The sequence below is a fragment of the Litorilituus lipolyticus genome, assembly GCF_006439335.1.
GTDB classification, from domain to species: Bacteria; Pseudomonadota; Gammaproteobacteria; order Enterobacterales; family Alteromonadaceae; genus Colwellia; species Colwellia lipolytica.
Genome location: NZ_SAWY01000041.1, coordinates 184,168 through 204,353 on the forward strand (window position 1 = coordinate 184,168; position 20,186 = coordinate 204,353).

Consider the following 20,186-nt stretch of genomic DNA (forward strand, 5'->3'; position numbering starts at 1 on the left):
ATTATAACGAGGTTAATATATTGAAACAATGTACTTCATTTGCTTAAAGCGTAACCTACGCCTATGGTACAAAACGATAGCGCACCATTCGCAGTATGCGTATCCAATAAGAGCTGATAACACCAATGGAGTTATAGTTAGAGTATTAACTTTAATTATACAGTATTTTCTATGGTTAAAGTTGTCTTTTTCATAATTTAATTTGGTTAAATGCAGAATTTAACCAGCACATTCTGTTGTTTTTTTCATAAAATTCGCCCACAAATTGTATATCATTAAGAAACGACTATAACTAGAACAGGTCGTTATTGCCTTAACAAAACTGTTTTGAGGACATTTACATGCTTTTTACTGGTTCATTAACAACTGACTGCCCAATTAGACAAAAAATTCGTGAGTTTTATCGTATAGATGAAAATGTTGCCGTAGATCATATCTTACCTTCAGCTGAAGTGAATGTAAGTGCGCGTAGTAGAGCGTGGGAACGTGCGCGTAAGATGGTATTGAAAATTCGTAAAGATCAAGAAGGCAATGGTGCCATTGATGCTTTACTTAATGAGTACTCACTTTCATCTGAAGAAGGTGTAGTATTGATGTGTTTAGCAGAAGCTTTACTGCGTGTACCGGATAAGAACACACAAGATGAGTTAATCAGAGATAAGATTTCTCAAGGGCAGTGGAGCTCCCACTTAGGTTCAAGTGATTCGTTATTTGTAAATGCTTCGTCATGGGGCTTGTTAATTACAGGCTCTATGGTGGGTTATGCTGATAAACGTAATCAAGATCGATTTGGTTTATTGAAGAAAACAGTGGGTCGTTTAGGTGAACCTGTTATTCGTAAGTCAATGAACTATGCCATGAAAGTGATGGGCAAGCAGTTTGTTATGGGTGAAAACATTACAGCTGCAACTGAACGTGCTGCAGAAAAAGAGCAGTTAGGTTACGTGTATTCATACGATATGCTAGGTGAAGGCGCTCGTACCATGAAAGATGCGGAGCGTTACTTAAAAGCCTACCAAGATGCGATTGATGAAATAGGTAAAGTGGCTGCGGGTAAAGGTATGGGGAAAAACGACCCGCGTAAAACTCCTGGTATTTCCGTTAAACTATCAGCGATTCATCCTCGATATGAATTTACTCATCAAGCACGCGTGATGGAAGAGTTAGTACCTAAGCTTAAAGCCCTTTGTTTACAAGCGAAAAGCTATAATATCGGCTTGACTGTAGATGCTGAAGAATCTGAGCGTTTAGATATTTCTCTAGATATTATTGAAGCAGTTTTCTCTGATAGTGATTTAGGTGATTGGCAAGGTTTTGGTATTGCTCTGCAAGCCTATCAAAAACGAGCGATTCATGTTGTTGATTGGTTACGTGAATTAACTATTCGTGTTGATCGCAAAATGATGGTTCGTTTGGTAAAAGGTGCTTATTGGGATACCGAAATTAAGAATGCGCAAAAAGATGGTTTAAGTCACTTTCCTGTATTTACCCGTAAGTCATCAACCGATGTGTCTTATCATGCTTGTGCAAACAAGTTACTTGAATATCGTGACAGCATTTATCCGCAATTTGCTACGCACAATGCCTACACAGCAGCTACTATTGTTGAACTAGCAGGTGATGATAAAGAAGGTTTCGAGTTTCAATGTTTACACGGTATGGGTGACTCGCTTTATGATCAAATCGTTAGTGAAGAAGGAATTCAGTGTCGTATTTACGCGCCTGTGGGTCATCATGAAGACTTGTTAGCATACTTAGTACGTCGTTTACTTGAAAATGGCGCAAACTCTTCTTTTGTAAACGCTATTGTTGATGAGTCTCAACCCGTTGAGTCTTTATTAGAAGATCCTGTTGAAAAAACTCAGCGCTTAAAAGATAAGTACAATAAGCAAATCATCAAACCTATTGATTTATATGGTGCTGAACGTGATAACTCTAAAGGGCTAGATTTAACCGATATCACTGAGATTACACCACTTAAAGCCGCGTTAGATAATTGGTTTGTTGATAACTTACTTAACAAGAATGATGTGCCAGATGGCGCAAAAGCAGTTAAAAACCCAGCAAACCATAGTGAAATTATTGGTTATCAAACACATTTAACCACTGAGCAAATGCAAGCTCAAATTGATAAAGCACAAGCGACTTTCGAAACCTGGTCGAAAACGCCTGTGCAAGAACGCGCTGATTTATTGTGCCGCATCGGTGATATTTTAGAGCGTCATATGGATGAACTCATTGCACTATGTATTAAAGAAGCCGGTAAAGTGGCACAAGATGGTATCGATGAAGTGCGTGAAGCAGTAGATTTTTGTCGCTATTATGCTGCTCGTGCTATTGAACTTAATGAAGATGACCGTCTTGAAGCACGTGGTGTAGTGCTATGTATTAGCCCTTGGAACTTCCCATTAGCGATTTTCTTAGGACAAGTAGCTGCGGCAATTGCTACGGGTAATACGGTATTAGCAAAGCCTGCAGAGCAAACTAGCCTTATTGCCTTGCGCACTATTGAACTAATGGAATCAGTTGGTTTACCTGATGGGGTTGTACAAGCATTAATTGCACGTGGTAGCCAAGTGGGTAATGTGGTTATTCCTGACTCAAGAATCCAAGCGGTTATGTTTACCGGTTCAACAGATACAGGTACGCGTATTTCTCAAACCTTAGCTGAGCGTGGTGGTGATCAAGTACCTTTAATTGCTGAAACGGGTGGCCAAAACTGTATGGTGGTTGACTCTACTGCTTTACCAGAGCAAGTTGTTGATGATGTTATTTCATCAGGCTTTCAAAGTGCAGGTCAACGTTGTTCAGCATTAAGGGTATTGTTCTTACAAGAAGATATTGCTGATCAAGTCATTGATATGATTAAAGGTGCCTTAATGGAGATGCATGTTGGCAACCCTGCAAAATTAAGCACAGATATTGGTCCGGTAATTGATCAAAAAGCCCATGACTCATTAACGGCTCATGCTCAATATATGGAAACACACGGTAAGTTAATTTACCAATGTGAAATTTCAGATGAAGTGGCTGATAACGATCATTACTTCTTTGCACCACGTTTATATGAAATTGAAGATATCAGCGTTTTAAAAGATGAAGTGTTTGGTCCTTGTGTCCATGTAGTTCGCTTTAAAGGTGACGAAATAGAGTCAGTGGTTGATAAAATTAATAGTACGGGCTTTGGTTTAACTATGGGCATTCATACACGTATTGAAAGCCGCGCTGTTGAATTAGCAAAACTATCTCGTGCAGGTAATATTTATATTAACCGTAATATGATTGGCGCCATTGTTGGTGTTCAACCCTTTGGTGGTCGAGGCTTATCTGGTACCGGTCCAAAAGCTGGTGGTCCAAATTACTTAACACGTTTAGTAAAAGAAAAAGCAACACCAGTTGAAGAAATTACTGATAATAAAATTGCAGTATTAAGCGGTAATGCTGAAGAGAAGCATGAAGCAACACGTTTAATGACCAAAGCAGAATGGGCTGAAAAAGATTGGCGCTTGACTGAACTTAATACCCGTATTTCTTGTGTAAGACAGTTATTAGCGAAAATTGCTCATGTTGATATTGTTGAAGATTTAGCCGACGACTTAAACCGTACATTAGCATCGGCACGTAATCAGCTGATTGATATTGAAAAGCGTATGAAAAAGCCAACGCAACTACCTGGGCCAACGGGTGAGTCGAATATTATTTACCTAGAAAACCGCGGTATTGTGCTATGTTTCGCTGATAAAGATGTTTCATTTCACTTCTGGGTACTTTCATTGGTGACAGCATTAGCTACAGGTAACACTGTGGTAACGGTTGTTTCAGATTTATTCTATGAAGAAGCGTTAGAATTTAGAAATAAATTTATTGCAACAGGAGCAGGTGAAGGCGTATTACAAGTGGCTAAATTATGTCATTTAGAAACTATGTTAGCGCACCCAATCCTTGCTGGTGTTGTAGTTGATAGCCAATGTAATCGTAAGCATTACATGAGCGATAAACTATCACAACGTCAAGGCGCTATATTACCTGTTATTACTTCAGAGCATTTTGATCATTTAATACAACGATTGGTCACAGAAAAAACCATCAGTATTGATACTACAGCGTCAGGCGGTAATACTTCGTTAATGACCTTAGTAGAAGAAGACGAGTAATTTTGTCTATTTCATAAGGCATATAAATGAGAGAAGCGAGCACATCAGTGCTCGCTTTTTTTTGATCTAAATTTATGTCAGTATTAAAGTATGTAATTTCTAAACTATATAGTACAAAGTATTGTTCTTATGCCTGATAGCAAAACAAAACCCTTAGATAGGATTGATAAAGTGATTTTATCTACGTTACAAAAATTTGGTCGTATCTCTAATGTTGAGTTAGCTAAAAAAGTTAACCTAAGTGCCAGCCCTTGTTTAGATAGAGTTAAGCGCCTAGAAACAGAAGGGTATATCGAAAGGTATGGTGCCTTTTTAAATGCACGAAAACTGAACTTTGGCATGACGGCTTTTATTCAGGTGACTCTTGATAGAACCACAGCAGATGTTTTTAAACACTTCAAAAAAGAAGTCATTTTGATGAAAGAAGTGGTTGAATGTCATTTAATTGCAGGCGGGTATGACTATTTACTTAAAATTCGCTTTGCTGATATTGAAGGTTACCGTTTGGTACTAGAAAAAGTTTCAAGTTTACCTGCCATAGCACAAACACAAACTTATATGGTAACAGAGCATATTAAGCAGGATACGGGTATACCATTTGATTAATGTAGCTTTCATGAGTTTTTAAAGAAGGTGGCATGGTTAGTAAAATATAGTTTTTATGATACTTTTAATAGTAGCAACGAATAAACCTCACCTCACTTGCTCGCATAGCATTGTTAATAGAAATAAGGGATTTAAATGAACGCACATGAATATGCTCTACAAGCAAATGGCTCATTTGCTTTACCTGATGCTTGTTTTAAAGTGAAAGCATTGATGGAAGATGAAAGCTCAGAAATTACAGACTTTGCTGATGTTATTGGTGTTGATCCATCGATGACTTCCCGATTATTACAAATTGCCAATAGTGCTATTTACAGTTTCTCTGGGGAAATCAGTACGATTTCACGCGCCATCACAATTATTGGTACTCAAGCCATTTATAATATGATGTTAGTCGATGTTGCTGCGTCGGCATTTAAACATTTTGAAAATCAAGCGATTGATTTAAAAAGATTTTGGCGAATGAGTGTTTATTGTGGTTTAGCGAGTAAATATTTAGCGATTCATTCAGGTATTAGAGATATAGAGCGTTTGTTTGTCGCAGGGTTATTGCAAAATTTCGGTGAGTTATTAGTCGCTAAAATCACCCCGGATGCGGCTAAACGCTGCGAACAATATAGCGCAGATAAACTTCCTTGGTTACTACAAGAATTAGCGCTTGGCTTTACTTATACCGATATATCGGCCGCACTACTTAAAATATGGCAAATACCTGAAAAGATCATTTTGCCTATTCGACACTTCAATGAAGCAAAAGATATTCAAATTAACAAAGATGTGAAGGTGTTATATATAGCATCCCGTTTAGCATTAGTGGATAGTCACCCTGACAAATTCACCATAGATGATCTCATTGACGACTCTATTTGCGATGCATTGTCGTTAACTGAAGATGATTTGAATCATGTTGCTGACTGCGCAAGTAAAGAAGCTGCGAGCATTTTAACTATGATGAACCCTAAGTTATTCTCTCAATAAGTTTTTGCTTTTATTTGGCTTATTATAAACGAGTGTTTTGATGGCAGGCTTTAGTTACATTTTCATGAAAAGCTTTTTCCTTTCTAGCAAGACATCGTTGATAAAGCTTGTTAGCATCTAAGGCGTTTTTAATTGTTGCTAACAACAAGCATTAAAATCTAACAATAAGAACAACTATTAAAATAAGTATAAAAAATTAAGATAATAAAAATAATGAAGGAAACGTATGGCCTCAACTAGAGAGAATTTTAGCTCACGCATTGGATTTATATTAGCCGCGGCAGGCTCTGCCGTCGGTATAGGAAACTTAGTCGGTTTTCCAGTAAATGCTGCCAAAAATGGCGGTGGTGCATTTTTAATAATGTACGCCTTGTTTGTCTTTCTGATTTGCCTACCTGTGATGATTGCTGAAATGGCTGTGGGTAGAAAAACGGCAAAGGAGCCTGTTGGGGCATATAAATCATTAAGCCATAATAGTGGTTTTTGGGGAGCGGCAGGGTTTCTTGGGGTACTAACACCTTTTATGATTGCTGTTTTTTATATGGTAATCACCGTGTGGGTCTTTGGTTATATTGTGATAACCGTCTCAGGTAATCTTGATTACTTAGCGAGTGGCGCTGGATTTGGTGAGTTTATTAATAGCCCATATTTGTTTGTTGCTATGATTGCTGTTGCCGGCATTGTTAATTTTATCTTAGTAGCAGGCGTGAAAGATGGTATTGAAAAAGCAGCAAAAATATTAATGCCATCGTTACTTATTATGTTAGTTATTATGGTGGTTTTTGTCTTGACCCTTGATAACGCTTTTGCTGGCATAGAGTTCTTCCTTGTACCAGATTTCTCAAAGATAACCCCAAGTGTGATAAACGGTGCTTTGTCACAAGCCTTTTTCTCACTCTCATTAGGTATGGGGATCTTGCTAACTTATGGCTCTTATATAAACCGTCAAACAAACATTCCAAATTCAGCAAAGTTAGTTGCTATTACTGATACCGGTGTTGCTTTTATTGCAGGCTTGATGATATTGCCAGCAGTGTTTTCTTTTAATCCTGATGTAAATACCAGTGAATTAAGTGATAGTTCTGTGTCATTGATTTTTACCTTTTTACCTAAAATTTTCTTAGCTTTACAAAGCTCAATAGGTTATTTCGGTGCAAGTGCTGTGGCAACTTTTTTCTTTGTTTTAGTGTTTTTTGCTGCGATTACTTCACTCGTTTCTATTATTGAGGTGCCTGTTTCTTATTTAGTGACAGAGAAAAACCATAGCCGTAAAAAAGCATTACTCATTTTAACGCTAACTGCGGGGGTGCTGACCCTCTTTGCGACAACCTCATTTGGTATGGTGCCTTTCTTCACTGAGTTCACTGAATATGCAGGAGCTAATAAGTCATTCTTTGATGTAATTTATGATGTTTTTTACGACACTATTTTACCGCTAAATGGTTTCTTATTATGTGTGTTCGTTAGCTACCGTTGGAAGAAAAAACAACTTTCTGAAGAATTAAGTGTGGGTAATGAAGGCTACATAGGATCTTGGGTGGAAAAGTATATTAACTTTTCGTTAGGCACTTTTATACCAGTTATTGTGTTAGCTATTTTTATTAATACCGTTGCTATTAAGTTCTTTGGCTATAACTTGTTTGGTTTGTAGCTGTGTAAATATTCAGTAGCGTTATTAATACTCGTAAAAAAACCTAGCAATAAATTGCTAGGTTTTTTTGTGCAACTTAATAGCTACCTATTCTGGTAAATAGGTAAAAATAAGTACCTTTAAGCCTTTCCCTTGATGAGCCTCTTTAAAGACTTCTGGCGGCTTTATTTGTTGTTCAAATTGGCATTCAGGGCAGTGCTGTGCCACTTGCTCTAATAAAAAGTCCTCAGTTAAATCGGGTGAGTTGAGGCATAACATGATTTGCCCACCTGGTTTTAACCATTGAGGGATTTTTCTAATTATTTTTGCGTAATCCTTAACAATATTAACGCTGCCAAACTGTAATGTCGGTGGATCTGAAATAATAATATCGTAAGGGCCATGTTTTTTAATTCGGCTATTAGATTTAAAAATATCTACACCTTCAAACTTCACTCTTTCTAATGGGTGTTGGTTTAAACGATGGTTTTCTCGTCCTTTACTTAAAGAAGATTTACTGACATCTATGTTAACTACTTTTTCAGCTCCACCAGCAATGGCGACAACAGAGAAGGGGCAAGTATAAGAAAATAAGTTGAGTATATTTTTACCGTGAGCATTTTCTTTTACCCACGCTCGTCCGTTTCTCATGTCGAGAAAAAGCCCTGAGTTCTGCGCTTTACCAAAGTGAATATTGTAATCTTGTCCTAGCTCGTTAACAACGGTGTGCTCAATGTCTTCACCTAGTAATACTTCTGTGGGGGCAAACTTTCTACAGCGGTATTGTACTTGTACTGAATTACATTCAGTTATTTCAGTTTTTAATTGCTCAGCTAAATCACTTAACCATGTTGGTTCGACTTCTTGGTACAAGGTGACAAGTATGACGGGAGCAAACCAATCAATATTTATGTGAGATAACTCAGGGTAGGCATGACCACGCCCGTGAAATAAGCGTTGGCACTGCGAAAGATCGCTAGCAGAAATGTATGAAAGCATAGCTGTGATTAAGGAAAACGATAAGGTAGGGACATTATACGTGAATAATGCGCTGCTTTGTATAAGTGTCCGTATGGTTTAGTCAGGTGGTTATAGTTGTTATTTATCTTTTCTAATACGCCAGTAACGAGCGAACCTCGGAATACCTGCATCGGTAGTTCCATTGTATTTATAAGTAATGGTACTACCAATTTCTGGTGGATAATTTCGATCGTGATCAGTGAAACCTGAGCCAATTTTAAAGGTAATACCTTGTCGATTTTTAACCAGTAATGAGCCGAGTTTATTACGATATTTTCCTTTACCTAAGTTGTGCGCTAAAACAATTGCCTCATCATCTTGATGCTTTTTAAGTTTAATTAAATCGGTATTTCTACCTACTTTGTATAATGCCGTACTTTTATGCAGCATTAATCCTTCGCCACCTTGTTCGGTAATGTTGTTTAGCTTGTACTCTAACGCTGACATACTGGCTACTTTAAACTGCTTTATTACGGTGAGGTAAGGAGATTTACATTGGGTATCAGCCAGTTTCATTGCTGCGAGTCGTTGCTGAAAATTACCTTGATGAAGTGGCATATCAAAGAGATAAAAGCGTATTGATTGCCAGCAATTGCTGTTGTTAGTCGATTTTACGCAAGACATTAAGCGTTGAAAGCTATTTCGTCCCATCCATAATTCACCGTCAAACGGGGTTTCGGGCCAATCTTTGGTAAACCAAGTGGGGGTGTTGATTTTGTTACCTTGCCTTGAATAAAGTGTGTTTCCATCCCAATAGCCACGCATGCCATCAAGCTTTTCTGAGACAAAATATAACTGAATATTTTTAGTTAAATCGCTTTGCTCGTTGTAGCTTATGCCATGCTGGATAGACGGTTTATGGTGAGATTGAGCGGCGAGATTTGAAGTTATCGCTATAAAAATTAGTACGCAGTATAGATAATTATTCATGATAAACATCCTTGTTTATGTTGAGGTAAGTACAATGAATCATTTTAGACTATAATTTAAAAACTTATTTTTTTTCACAAGGATGTGTCATGTTTAATAAGGATTACACTCAATGGTTTTATGTTTGTGTTTTGCTATGTTTTCTATGTAGTTTCAATGCTCAAGCCAAAAAGAAATGTAAACCTCTTCTTGAAAAACTTCATAATATTCAATCATTACAACGCAGCAGTTACTCAGCTAAAAGAGGCCAAAGCTTGCGAGCAAGAGAAGATAAAGCTCGAGAAAAGTGGTGGCAATGTGAGCATCCTAGCTATGGCAAAAGTAAAGGTAAAAACTACAGTAAAAGTAAAAAGCAGCAATCATCAAAAAAGAAGTTTAAACATCAAGTAAATAATCAACAGCGCTATGTGAATTATTCAATGAAGAAAAACTCCTCGCGATCATTTAACTATAAAGATAAAAAGTATGCTGATTCTCCTTTTAAAACAGAAAGAGCAATCTCGTTGAAGAGTAGCTATGAAGGAAAAATGCAGCAAGCTTGGCTTAGTTATTATCAACAGCCGAAACAGTGTGTAAAACCCAAAGCTATTGCAACCTTTGCTTATTGTAGCGAAGATCGCTTAGCACAAAAAATCGCTTTTGAGCAGAGTTATAAAGAGTAAATAACGCTGTCTAAGAGCTTGTCGTTCAAACCTAATCGGAAAGTTTTTTTAATGATAGATTTATAGTGTTTGCTAGATAACTATAAACGAAAAGCTGACGTTGAAGAATATGACAACTATAGACTGTTTCAAGTTCATAGTTGCCGCGCATATTAAGGTATTGTAATTTTAGAATTCTATTAGCTGTCTTTGTTACAGCTCTTTTTTTCTAAAAATCGCATCAACCAGCTAATGTTAGATGTTAGCCAGTTAAGCTTGGTAGTCTGCTTTACTTTGTCGGTATTGTTCAACGAGTGAATCGATACTGTCTTGGTTATATTCACGCAAGCCACTCATAAGCATGTGCTTTTTGCCATGACCTACATGTTCCCCATTTGAAATTAAATCAAACTCTAACCAAGTATCACCACGTTTTCCGTCAATAGTTAGGCTGGTTTCAGCGAGTTTTAATTCTAATGTCTCAACATCTAATCTAAATAGATCAATAGACATGCTTTGATACATTACCATGGGTCTAGCTGGATTGATCATGACATTATTTTCAGCCATAAGCTTAACTAAAATACCAGGGAAGGTATGGCCTGAAAAATCAACATAAGCTTTCGTTAAGGCGTCTATTAAGGCCGGGCAGTGGGTTTTTTCGCCACTAGCATGTACGCTTAAATAGGTTTTATCATTGTCATCGACAATATCAGCGCTGTCTGTGATCTCGTCTGGAAATGTCAGAGCTACGCCATCACTGACCATACCAGAAAAATCGAACGTCATTTGCTTATGTAAGCCTGATTTAGCAATTATAATTGAAAATAATAAATCACCTGGCACACAGAATTTTTTTGCATCTTCATTGTGTAGAGGGTTAAAGTCATCAGCAACTTGTTTAGCAAATGTACTGCCTTGCTCGCGAGTAAAACTAATTTTCTCTTGATCAATTGCGCAGTAATTTTCAATGAACATTTTTCTAGTCGGTGTATTTTCTATAGACATATGGTGTAGCAACTTCAATTTTTAACAAAAACGCCGCATTCTATCAGTACTTGGCAGCTAAATCGAAGTAAAATGCAAGAAAGTAAGAGAAAGCAGACCACTAATGGTCACGGTTTTTCTGTTTGATGGGCTGAGTATTGTGCGACAAGTTGCTCTTTTTCAGCTTTTGATAATTTCTTTAAGGCGTATTCAAGTTTACATGCTTGGCTTCTGTTTTCTACACTAGTAGCATAAGCCAGTTCGACAGGGCGCTTATTACGGGTATATTTGGCACCTAACTTACTGCTATTATGTTCCTCGACCCGACGTGATACGTCAGTAGTTATGCCAGCATAAAGACTACTATCATTGCATCTGACGAAATAGGCGTACCAAGTTTTTTTCATGTGATTAGTTTGGGCAAGTGTTAATGTTAAGCACAGGGTCTGTTATACCATATAAACTTTGCTGGAATATATGAAAACTTATCAGTACGTTGCTATAAAAATTCAATGTCATTTTGCTCAATTAAAATAATGAAATCATGCTAGAAGTTTCACATACCGTAAGTCTTGCTGAGTGGGAAATCGAACTCAATGCGATCAGATCGCAGGGAAGTGGCGGGCAACGAGTAAATAAAGTCGCAACTGCAATACATTTGCGTTTTGATATTAAGCGCTCTACATTACCTGCCATATATAAAGAAAGGCTCTTAAAACTATCCGATAGCAGAATAACGGCTGATGGGGTTATTATTATTAAGTCTCAATCTCATAGAACTCAAGAGATGAATAGACAAGATGCATTAGAGCGATTAAAAACATTGATATTATCAGCATTGGTAGTGCAGAAAAAACGTAAGCCAACTAAACCAACAAAAGGTTCTGTAAAGCGCAGGCTAGAGAGCAAGGCTAATAGAAAGTCAGTGAAACAGAGTCGTCAGAAAGTAAAATTCTAATCTAATTTTTATAAAGAGAGTATTAATGCCAATTAGTGAAATAGGTTCCTTAGCGAAATTAACCGCCCAATTAAATAGTGATACCCAAGTTCAGTACCAGTTACCTTTAGCTGCTATTGAGGAGCAAAGTAGTGCACAGTCAATCGAGTTAAATCCATTAATTGGTCAAACTATTACTTTACAGTTTTCTGGGAAGATAGCATGTAAACATTGCGGAAAAGGAACAAAGAAAAGTTATTCTCAAGGCTTTTGTTACCCCTGTATGACTAAGTTGGCTCAGTGTGATATGTGCATAATGAAGCCTGAAACTTGCCATCACCATTTAGGTACCTGTCGAGAGCCGTCTTGGGGCGACAAACATTGCATGGTTGATCATTATGTGTACCTGGCTAATAGTTCAGGTTTAAAAGTAGGTATCACTCGTCATACACAAATTCCCACGCGTTGGATTGATCAGGGAGCCACGCAGGCATTGCCAATTTTTAAAGTCTCTAGTCGTCTTCAATCGGGCTTAGTTGAAATTGCTTTAGCAGAATTTATTAGTGATAAAACAAATTGGCGAGCAATGTTAAAAGGCGTTGCTGAACCAATTGATTTGAAAGCTATTGCTAATGAATTAGTGCCTAAAATAGCTAATAAATTAGCTGAGTTGCAACTTAAATTTGGTGAAGAAGCTATTCAGTTACTTGATGAAGAAGTAACTGAAATATCTTACCCAGTTGATGAGTACTTAACTAAAATATCATCATTTAATTTTGATAAAACACCGACGGTGACTGGTAAGCTAATCGGAATTAAAGGGCAGTATTTAATTTTTGATACCGGTGTTATTAATATGAGAAAGTTTAGTTCATATCAAATTAGTATTGAGTACTAACTTTTTGAATTAACAGCCAGCACTCGTTATGGTTTAAGCTATACTGTATATAGGTAAGCATTATCAATAAGAAATTATATTTAAGGTTATATCTATATGAATGCAGAGCAAGTGATTATGATGAGTGCGGAACAGTATGCCGAGAAAGCAAGTGATATTTTTGTGCTTTCAGATTCGTTTCTCCGTATCAAAGAGTTAATTGACGATGAGTCGTCAACCATTGATGACATTTCAGATGTTATACTGCTTGATCCTGCCCTTACTGCTACAGTATTAAAACTCGCTAATAGCTCATTTTTTAATTATCCAGGAAAGATAGACACTATTTCTAAAGCGGTATTAGTGCTTGGAATCACTGAAGTGTATAACTTGGTTATCGCTTACTTCACCAAAGAAGCATTCAAAGCAATTGATGCTGGTGCAGATTATTTAGATTTATTCTGGTTAAAAAGTGTAGATTGCGCTTTGTTGATTAAATTCTTAGGTACCCATTTGCATGTAGCCAATGCTGAGAGATTATTTATTTTAGGCTTACTTCATAATTTGGGAGAGTTGATTGTTAAACAAGTGACGCCTGAGTTAATTGCTAAATGTGAAGTGAATGATTTAGCAGAGTTACCTTGGCAAAAGCAGCAGAGCATTCTTGGTTTTACTTACGGGGAATGTACAGCTGAATTGATGAAGCTTTGGCAGCTACCTTATAGTTTATTTTCACCGATTAGACATCAAGATCAGCCAGAATGGTACCACTATAATGTTGAGACCCAGTTACTCCATATTGCAAAACGTATTATGCATAAGAATGTTGTGGTTAAACAAACTAACTATACAGACATTATTGAAGCGGATTTAATGGAAGAGCTTGGTTTAGATAATCGAGTGTTTACCGCAGCTGCAGATTTTTGTGACCTTGAACGCTTAGGGATGTTATCAATTTTAAATCCAAGTGCTGCAATGGTCTTTTAGTCGTTAAGTTAATGGATGATTAACATTTAGCAAAAACAAAACTCTATGTTTTAGTTAAAAAAAACCCGCAATGAGCGGGTTTATTATTATCTATTTGTTTATTTTATTAACGTTAATGATTTATTAGTCTTAATAAACTACTTCCGTTTATAGTTTAAACTCTTGAACTGACTGTTGTAGTTCTTCGGCAAGTTTTGCAACTTCACTACTTGAAGCGGCTGTTTGTTGAGAGCCTGCAGTTGTTTGTTCTGCTATTGCTACAATAGATTCTAAGTTTTCACTGATTTCATGAGCAACGACACTTTGTTCTTCTGCTGCTGTTGCAATTTGAGAGCTTCTATCAAATGCTTCGTGAACTGCGTGAGTAATAGTTTCTAAAGCTTTATCAGCTTCTTCACTTTGATGTACACAATCAGACGCTTTATTCTTACCTGTGTCCATCACTGTTACTGCTTTACCTGCACCAGATTGAAGTGCTTCAATCATAGTTTGAATCTCTGAGGTTGACTCTTGAGTACGACTTGCTAGGGTACGTACTTCATCAGCAACTACGGCAAATCCTCGACCTTGTTCACCAGCACGGGCTGCCTCAATTGCAGCATTTAATGCAAGTAAGTTAGTTTGCTCTGCAATGCCGCGAATAACATCAAGAATGCTACCGATAGAAGCACTGTCTTGTTGTAATTGGTTTATGACTTGTGCAGCAGAATCAACCTCTGCTGCTAGCTCCTCTATAGTATGACGATTGCGTTCAGAAATAACTTTAACGCGCTCGGCTTCATCATCAGCATGCTTTATTTCACCAAGTGCATCGTTGGCACTTGATAAAACGCTTTGTGATGTGCTACTCATTTCAGTTGTTGCAGAAGCAGCTTGCTCAACTTGATTGCGTTGCTCTTCAATTGCGCTTGTACTTTGTGAAGTTACCGCTGATGTTTGTTCTGCGGCAGCTGCCAATTGAGTAGAGCGGCTAACGATACTTTGTATTAGTGTTCTTAAACTTTCGATAAGCAAGTTACAGTTCGCTGATAACTGGGCAAACTCATCTTTACCACTTTCATCTAGCTTACGTGATAGATCTCCTGAGGAAACAACATTTAGCATATCGTTAACTCTGGCTAGAGGTCGGGTAATACTTAATAAAGTAAAGCGTGCAATAACTATAGCGATAATAATTGAAGCTACTGAGATAAAGATAGTTTGACTGGTACCTCGGCTTACTGAGCTCTCTACTAATTCACTCGTTTGAATGGTTGTTTGGTTAGCTAGATTCACCTGCTTATTTAAGATGTCATTTACCTGTTGAGCATTTTTCTCAGATTCAGCTAACTTATTTTTTGCTGAAGTATTCGCTGATAATTGAGATTTTTTATGAGCTACAATACCATTGGTGCTTGAAAGCAGAGAATTTATCTCTGCAAAAGCATTGGATAACTCTTCAGTGATGCCTGAAACATTGTTCATTTTCAGTTCAGCTAGAATCTCATCAATAGATTGTGTTGCTTCTTCAGAGCTAAAAGAAAGTTCACTTTCGATTAAATCAGCAGTGCTAATTGATAAGGTATCTCGGTATTCGAAGGCAGAAGAGACAATAGAGTTAAATTGATTTTCTACTTGTTCACTCAAACTAATAGCTCGTTGAAGTTTGGTGTCAGCTAAATCATGATCGGCCAGATCAAGTAGTAGCATCACAGCATCATCAGCTTTTTCTTCAAGTAAATCGACTTTTTCAATAAGTGCATTTTGTTGTTCTATACTGTTCTTGTGATTTTCAAAAACAGCTAAAGAAGACGCTCTAAAAGAGGCATAGGCACTATCAACCTGCTTGAGGTTAGATAATAAATTGTTCTCTTTCGCTACAATAGTTTTTAAGCCATTTAGTTCTGTTGAGAATTTACTATCCTTGCTTTTAAAGTTATTTAGCCCTGTTGCCAGTTTTGCTAAATCAGTTTCGTAATAGCCCTTCAAAGAAAAGTTAGCTAATTGACTTAACTCTAAAGCAAGTATGTTACTGCTTTTTAAGGTAGGAATGGCTAATTCATTTTGCTGATTGGTAGAATCACTAATCGTATTCAAATTGGACAATGAAATGATACTGGTTGCAATTAGTAAAACAGAAATTATGGTAAAGCCACCAATAATTTTCATAGCTACGGTCAAATTCATAGATACCACCGACTGAAGTTAGTAATGCGTTAATTATATTATTTTATATTAATTTTTAACGGTTTTTTAAATATGCCATTATTTTCTTTAGCATAACATCAAGTTTTATCGACCAAATCAATTAAAAACTTAACCTTATTTCCATTATAACAAGCTAAATGGCTTTTTCACCCTTTCGGGGGGATTTAGTGTTATTATTTTGTCATTGGTGTGCAGGTTCAATAAATATCTTTTTATCATCCCATCTAAGCATTGTTAAATGGTTCCCCCAAACACAGCCTGTATCTAATGGGTGAATATTATCTTGTTCACATTGCCCCATTAAAGATGCCCAATGCCCAAACAGCCAATGAGTACATTTAGGTATTTTTTCTAAGCTATACCAAGGGTAAATGGCTTGGTTATTTGCGTATTGATTTTTCATTGGTGCAGCTTTATTGGAAAACTCTAATGAACCATCACTAAAGCAATACCGCATGCGTGTTAAAGCATTAACAGTATATCGAAACCTTTCTTGCTCATTAGTTACTTCGTGCCAATTGTTAGGCTGTTCGCCATACATAATTGTTAACCATGATGTTAATTCAGCTGAAGCGAGTTTTTGTTCAGCATCAGCGGCACACTTTAAAGCTAAGCTTATATCCCACTGTGGAGGCAAGCCTGCGTGGCTTAAAAAGGCAACTTCTTTATTATCTATACTACTGGGAATTTGTTGGATTAAGGGTTGCTTTGCTAACCAGCTCATTAGCTCGTCGACATCGTTAGCGGAAAGTAATCGATCTAATTTATCGTTTTGTTTAACTTTTTTAATGCCATGATAAACAGAGAGTAGATGTAAATCATGGTTGCCCAGCACAATTTTTGCAGAACTTCCTAGTGATTTAACATATCGTAAGGTCGCTAATGAGTCTGGGCCGCGGGCTACTAAATCGCCTGCTAGATAAAGTGTATCTTTCTCAGGGGCAAAGTCAGCTTTATTTAATAGTGCTTCTAGTTCACTAAAACACCCTTGAATATCGCCAACTATATAATTTGCCATAAGATATTTTTTTAATCTATTTTTTAGCTGAGCGCTTTTTACTTTTAGGTTCAGGTAACTCAGGTGGGTTATCTACAATAAAATTGGCCAATTTAATATATTCATCAATAGATAAATTTTCAGGCCTTAAAGTAGGATCTACATCCAAGCTAATTAATTGCTCTGCGCTGATAAGTTTTTTAAAGCTATTTCGAATGGTTTTTCTTCGTTGATTAAAAGCGGTTAAACAAACGGTATTTAATGCATTAAGATCTTTAACCGGGTTCTTAATTTCTTTGTGAGGAATAAGGCGAACAATCGCTGAATCAACTTTAGGTGCTGGCTTAAATGCCTCTGGACCAATTTCCATAACCGGAATGACCTGACATTGATATTGCGTCATGATAGATAATCTACCATATGCTTTACAATCAGGTCCTGCAGCCATCCTCTCAACAACTTCTTTTTGTAGCATAAAATGCATGTCTTGCACTTTATCTTTAAAGGTAAGTAAATGAAAAATAAGTGGTGTTGAAATGTTGTATGGTAAATTACCAAAGATTCTTAAAGGTTTTTCATCTGTGGCTAATTCAGCAAAATCAAATTTTAGAGCATCGATTTCATAAATCGTTAAGTGGGGTGCCAAAAAAGGATGGTGCCTTAACCTATGCGCTAAGTCTCTATCAAGTTCAACAACAGACAAATTGCCAGCGCGTTCAATAACGGGCTCTGTTAATGCACCAAGGCCAGGACCAATTTCAATAAGGTTTTCGTTTGGCTCTGGGTTAATAGCATCTACAATGCTGCTGATGATGGCATCGTTATGGAGAAAGTTTTGACCAAAGCGTTTTTTAGCGTGATGGCCTAAATGGGCGTTGCTGCTCATATTTGTACTCATTTGAGTGAAGTTATTAGATTACTTAATAACTATTTAATGTGTTTAAGTGATTATAGGTTAACTAGCAAATTAGCTATTGCTTGCTAAATTTATCGCATTTTTAATAGCTTCTAAAAAGCTGCCAGAATCGGCTTCTGCGGTACCTGCTAATTCGAGAGCAGTACCATGATCAACAGACGTTCTGATAAAAGGTAACCCAAGAGTAATATTCACAGAAGCACCAAAGCCTTTATATTTTAAAACAGGTAAGCCTTGGTCGTGATACATACTCAAGATAGCGTCAGCTTCTTTTAGGTATTTTTCTTGAAAAATAGTGTCAGCAGGTAACGGGCCGACAATATCAATACCTTCTTCACGTAACTCAGCAAATGCTGGTTCCATGGTTTCAATTTCTTCACGCCCTAAATGCCCGTCTTCACCAGCATGAGGGTTTATACCGCAGGCATAAATTTTAGGCGAAGCTATAGCAAACTTCTCTTTTAGGTCATGATAAAGAATACGAGTGACTTTTTGTAAGCGTTCAAAAGTTATCGCTTTTGAAACATAAGCGAGCGGTATATGTGTAGTGACTAATGCGACTCTTAAACCTTCTGTAGCAAGCATCATAACAACATCACTACAGTTAGCTTGGTGAGCAAAATATTCGGTATGACCGCTAAATGCAATGCCTGCTTTATTAATAAGGCCTTTATGTACAGGACCTGTAACAACAGCATCAAATTCGCCAGTCATGTTCTTTTCACTGGCAACACGTAATGTTTCTACGACATAAGCACCATTATTTACATCAAGAGTACCGGCAACGCAAGGGCTGCCTAAATCAATGTTTAAAATAGTTATGGTGCCTGCTTTTTGCGCAACTACAGGCTTGTTGGCATCATAATCGATTAAAGTTAGTGGCAAATTTAACTGCTTAGCACGCTCTGCTATTAATTGCTTAGAGGCAACCACAACCATTTCTACAGGCCAATCCTGTTGGGCAATTGTAATAGTTAGGTCTGGGCCTATACCTGCGGGTTCGCCGGGGGTAATAGCAATGCGTTTAGTCATCACTTTCTTCCTGTTCAAAGATTTCTATATAGGCTTCATCACGTGTTTCTTTTATCCAGCGCGCACTTTCAATACCAAACTTTCGGTTATAAAGAATTTGATAGGCTCTGTTTTCGCTCATTTGCGAAGTAACATCTACCATACGGCGGCCATTTAATTGAATAATGTGCCAACCAAATGATGAGCGAAATGGCTTATGATATTCGCCAACTTCCATGGTTGCTAAGGCATCTGAGAAAGCTGAATCATAAGTGCTAGGATCAGCCCAACCTAAGTCTCCACCTTTTAGGGCAGCACCATCTTCTGAATGCTCTTTGGCTAGCTCGGCAAAATCTGCTTCACCCGCTTCAATTTTATCAAGCATATCTTGTAGCATGGCTTTAGCTTTGTCATCGCTTAGAATAATTGATGGCTTGATGATGATATGACTTGATTTAACTTCTTCAACTTCAACCACTTGTCTGCCTCGAATATCGAGAACTTTTACGATACTAAAGCCAAGACCTGTTCTTATTGGTCCAACAATGGTGTCTTTTTCTTTACCATCAATAAGCTCAGAAAATAGGGTTGGCATTTCATTAATATTTTTCCAACCTAAGTCACCACCTTTTAGTGCATTAGCGTCACCTGATGAAGCAATGGCTATTTTATTAAAGTCAGAACCACCATTAAGTAATTCAATAACTTTATCGGCACGAGTTTTGGCCTTAGTCATATCTTCTTGAGTGGCATCAGTAGGAAATTCAATTAAGATGTGTCCAAGGTGATATTCAATATCGTTATTGGTTTGTTCTTTCATTACCGATAATAAATTTTCAACTTCTTGAGGAGAGATGAATATTCGACGTCGAACACTGTTACGGCGTACTTCACCTGAAATCAACTCGGTACGAATACTTTCACGGTATTTGTCGTATTCTAGTCCATCTGCAACAATGCTTTCCCTAAATTGTGTAAGTGATAAATTGTTCTCTTTTGCCATGTTAGCAATTGTTTGATCTAACTGCGCGTCACTAACTTGCACACCCATTCTTTCACCCAGTTGAGTGATTAGACTGTCATTGATGAGCTTATCCATGACTTGAGTTTTTAATGCAGAATCTGATGGCAAGCTTTGATTATTCTTTTTTGCCTGAAGTTTAATACTGGTAAATAAGTCATGAACTTCTGATTCGAGTACAACGCCACTGTTAACGATGGCAGCTACTCTGTCTAACAGTTCTTCTTTAGCATGTGCTTGGGTTAAAGCGCCAACGAGTAAACTGCTCACCAATGCTAATGTTTTGAATGTATTTTTCATGTAGTTA

Annotated in this window: 17 protein-coding genes; 8 read left to right on the forward strand and 9 right to left on the reverse strand. The window is 37.3% G+C overall.

Annotation, left to right across the window (positions count from 1 at the left end; translation table 11 throughout):
• The first annotated feature begins 341 nt into the window (after positions 1 to 341).
• The 4 genes from putA to EPA86_RS17565 all read left to right on the forward strand — a co-directional run bounded on the left by putA (position 342) and on the right by EPA86_RS17565 (position 7,389).
• The gene (gene putA / locus EPA86_RS17550) at positions 342 to 4,154 is read left to right on the forward strand and encodes a bifunctional proline dehydrogenase/L-glutamate gamma-semialdehyde dehydrogenase PutA (protein ID WP_140605687.1); all 3,813 of its coding nucleotides are present in this window, start codon (positions 342 to 344) and stop codon (positions 4,152 to 4,154) included.
• A gap of 129 nt (positions 4,155 to 4,283) precedes the next feature.
• Positions 4,284 to 4,760, forward strand: coding sequence for an Lrp/AsnC ligand binding domain-containing protein (locus EPA86_RS17555; RefSeq protein WP_140605688.1), 477 nt, complete (start codon positions 4,284 to 4,286; stop codon positions 4,758 to 4,760).
• 135 nt (positions 4,761 to 4,895) lie between these two features.
• Complete coding sequence (locus tag EPA86_RS17560; RefSeq protein WP_140605689.1) at positions 4,896 to 5,738, forward strand: HDOD domain-containing protein; 843 nt, start codon at positions 4,896 to 4,898, stop codon at positions 5,736 to 5,738.
• 226 nt (positions 5,739 to 5,964) lie between these two features.
• Positions 5,965 to 7,389 carry a sodium-dependent transporter gene (locus EPA86_RS17565; RefSeq protein WP_140605690.1) on the forward strand — a complete coding sequence of 475 codons (1,425 nt, stop codon included), beginning with the start codon at positions 5,965 to 5,967 and terminating at the stop codon, positions 7,387 to 7,389.
• 87 nt (positions 7,390 to 7,476) lie between these two features.
• On the opposite strand, the gene EPA86_RS17570 is transcribed toward EPA86_RS17565, so the two are convergent.
• Both EPA86_RS17570 and EPA86_RS17575 read right to left on the reverse strand, forming a co-directional pair.
• Complete coding sequence (locus EPA86_RS17570) at positions 7,477 to 8,367, reverse strand: class I SAM-dependent methyltransferase (RefSeq protein WP_140605691.1); 891 nt, start codon at positions 8,365 to 8,367, stop codon at positions 7,477 to 7,479.
• A 99-nt stretch (positions 8,368 to 8,466) separates the two neighbouring features.
• Entirely contained in the window at positions 8,467 to 9,318 is an 852-nt protein-coding gene (locus EPA86_RS17575; RefSeq protein ID WP_140605692.1) for a DNA ligase, read from the reverse strand.
• An 89-nt stretch (positions 9,319 to 9,407) separates the two neighbouring features.
• Here EPA86_RS17575 and EPA86_RS17580 point away from each other — a divergent pair, with 89 nt between their 5' ends.
• On the forward strand, positions 9,408 to 9,980 hold the full coding sequence (locus EPA86_RS17580; protein WP_140605693.1) for a hypothetical protein: 573 nt from the start codon (positions 9,408 to 9,410) through the stop codon (positions 9,978 to 9,980).
• A 249-nt stretch (positions 9,981 to 10,229) separates the two neighbouring features.
• On the opposite strand, the gene EPA86_RS17585 is transcribed toward EPA86_RS17580, so the two are convergent.
• Both EPA86_RS17585 and EPA86_RS17590 read right to left on the reverse strand, forming a co-directional pair.
• The gene (locus EPA86_RS17585; RefSeq protein ID WP_246058462.1) at positions 10,230 to 10,967 is read right to left on the reverse strand and encodes a DUF3581 family protein; all 738 of its coding nucleotides are present in this window, start codon (positions 10,965 to 10,967) and stop codon (positions 10,230 to 10,232) included.
• Between the two features lie 107 nt (positions 10,968 to 11,074).
• Complete coding sequence (locus EPA86_RS17590; RefSeq protein ID WP_140605694.1) at positions 11,075 to 11,353, reverse strand: GIY-YIG nuclease family protein; 279 nt, start codon at positions 11,351 to 11,353, stop codon at positions 11,075 to 11,077.
• A gap of 137 nt (positions 11,354 to 11,490) precedes the next feature.
• Here EPA86_RS17590 and arfB point away from each other — a divergent pair, with 137 nt between their 5' ends.
• The 3 genes from arfB (at position 11,491) to EPA86_RS17605 (ending at position 13,747) form a co-directional block, all read left to right on the forward strand.
• Positions 11,491 to 11,904, forward strand: coding sequence for an alternative ribosome rescue aminoacyl-tRNA hydrolase ArfB (gene arfB, locus EPA86_RS17595; protein ID WP_140605695.1), 414 nt, complete (start codon positions 11,491 to 11,493; stop codon positions 11,902 to 11,904).
• Between the two features lie 25 nt (positions 11,905 to 11,929).
• Entirely contained in the window at positions 11,930 to 12,781 is an 852-nt protein-coding gene (locus tag EPA86_RS17600) for a DUF2797 domain-containing protein (protein WP_140605696.1), read from the forward strand.
• A 96-nt stretch (positions 12,782 to 12,877) separates the two neighbouring features.
• Entirely contained in the window at positions 12,878 to 13,747 is an 870-nt protein-coding gene (locus tag EPA86_RS17605; RefSeq protein WP_246058464.1) for an HDOD domain-containing protein, read from the forward strand.
• A 147-nt stretch (positions 13,748 to 13,894) separates the two neighbouring features.
• Here EPA86_RS17605 and EPA86_RS17610 read toward each other — a convergent pair whose 3' ends face one another.
• From EPA86_RS17610 to surA, 5 genes are all read right to left on the reverse strand, one after another.
• The gene (locus EPA86_RS17610) at positions 13,895 to 15,913 is read right to left on the reverse strand and encodes a HAMP domain-containing methyl-accepting chemotaxis protein (protein ID WP_140605697.1); all 2,019 of its coding nucleotides are present in this window, start codon (positions 15,911 to 15,913) and stop codon (positions 13,895 to 13,897) included.
• A 202-nt stretch (positions 15,914 to 16,115) separates the two neighbouring features.
• A complete protein-coding gene (locus EPA86_RS17615) occupies positions 16,116 to 16,952 on the reverse strand; it encodes a symmetrical bis(5'-nucleosyl)-tetraphosphatase (RefSeq protein ID WP_140605698.1) in 837 nt (278 codons plus the stop codon).
• Between the two features lie 16 nt (positions 16,953 to 16,968).
• On the reverse strand, positions 16,969 to 17,817 hold the full coding sequence (gene rsmA / locus EPA86_RS17620) for a 16S rRNA (adenine(1518)-N(6)/adenine(1519)-N(6))-dimethyltransferase RsmA (RefSeq protein WP_140605699.1): 849 nt from the start codon (positions 17,815 to 17,817) through the stop codon (positions 16,969 to 16,971).
• A gap of 81 nt (positions 17,818 to 17,898) precedes the next feature.
• Complete coding sequence (gene pdxA / locus EPA86_RS17625) at positions 17,899 to 18,879, reverse strand: 4-hydroxythreonine-4-phosphate dehydrogenase PdxA (RefSeq protein ID WP_140605700.1); 981 nt, start codon at positions 18,877 to 18,879, stop codon at positions 17,899 to 17,901.
• The gene (gene surA / locus EPA86_RS17630) at positions 18,872 to 20,179 is read right to left on the reverse strand and encodes a peptidylprolyl isomerase SurA (protein ID WP_140605701.1); all 1,308 of its coding nucleotides are present in this window, start codon (positions 20,177 to 20,179) and stop codon (positions 18,872 to 18,874) included. The genes pdxA and surA overlap by 8 nt, the downstream gene beginning before the upstream one ends.
• Between the last annotated feature and the right edge of the window lie 7 nt (positions 20,180 to 20,186).

Excerpts from the sequence above, each read along its gene's own strand:
- putA (WP_140605687.1), top strand. The coding sequence starts at position 342 with ATGCTTTTTACTGGTTCATTAACAACTGACTGCCCAATTAGACAAAAA.
- EPA86_RS17555 (WP_140605688.1), top strand. The coding sequence starts at position 4,284 with ATGCCTGATAGCAAAACAAAACCCTTAGATAGGATTGATAAAGTGATT.
- EPA86_RS17560 (WP_140605689.1), top strand. The coding sequence starts at position 4,896 with ATGAACGCACATGAATATGCTCTACAAGCAAATGGCTCATTTGCTTTA.
- EPA86_RS17565 (WP_140605690.1), top strand. The coding sequence starts at position 5,965 with ATGGCCTCAACTAGAGAGAATTTTAGCTCACGCATTGGATTTATATTA.
- EPA86_RS17570 (WP_140605691.1), bottom strand. The coding sequence starts at position 8,367 with ATGCTTTCATACATTTCTGCTAGCGATCTTTCGCAGTGCCAACGCTTA.
- EPA86_RS17575 (WP_140605692.1), bottom strand. The coding sequence starts at position 9,318 with ATGAATAATTATCTATACTGCGTACTAATTTTTATAGCGATAACTTCA.
- EPA86_RS17580 (WP_140605693.1), top strand. The coding sequence starts at position 9,408 with ATGTTTAATAAGGATTACACTCAATGGTTTTATGTTTGTGTTTTGCTA.
- EPA86_RS17585 (WP_246058462.1), bottom strand. The coding sequence starts at position 10,967 with ATGTCTATAGAAAATACACCGACTAGAAAAATGTTCATTGAAAATTAC.
- EPA86_RS17590 (WP_140605694.1), bottom strand. The coding sequence starts at position 11,353 with ATGAAAAAAACTTGGTACGCCTATTTCGTCAGATGCAATGATAGTAGT.
- arfB (WP_140605695.1), top strand. The coding sequence starts at position 11,491 with ATGCTAGAAGTTTCACATACCGTAAGTCTTGCTGAGTGGGAAATCGAA.
- EPA86_RS17600 (WP_140605696.1), top strand. The coding sequence starts at position 11,930 with ATGCCAATTAGTGAAATAGGTTCCTTAGCGAAATTAACCGCCCAATTA.
- EPA86_RS17605 (WP_246058464.1), top strand. The coding sequence starts at position 12,878 with ATGAATGCAGAGCAAGTGATTATGATGAGTGCGGAACAGTATGCCGAG.
- EPA86_RS17610 (WP_140605697.1), bottom strand. The coding sequence starts at position 15,913 with ATGAATTTGACCGTAGCTATGAAAATTATTGGTGGCTTTACCATAATT.
- EPA86_RS17615 (WP_140605698.1), bottom strand. The coding sequence starts at position 16,952 with ATGGCAAATTATATAGTTGGCGATATTCAAGGGTGTTTTAGTGAACTA.
- rsmA (WP_140605699.1), bottom strand. The coding sequence starts at position 17,817 with ATGAGCAGCAACGCCCATTTAGGCCATCACGCTAAAAAACGCTTTGGT.
- pdxA (WP_140605700.1), bottom strand. The coding sequence starts at position 18,879 with ATGACTAAACGCATTGCTATTACCCCCGGCGAACCCGCAGGTATAGGC.
- surA (WP_140605701.1), bottom strand. The coding sequence starts at position 20,179 with ATGAAAAATACATTCAAAACATTAGCATTGGTGAGCAGTTTACTCGTT.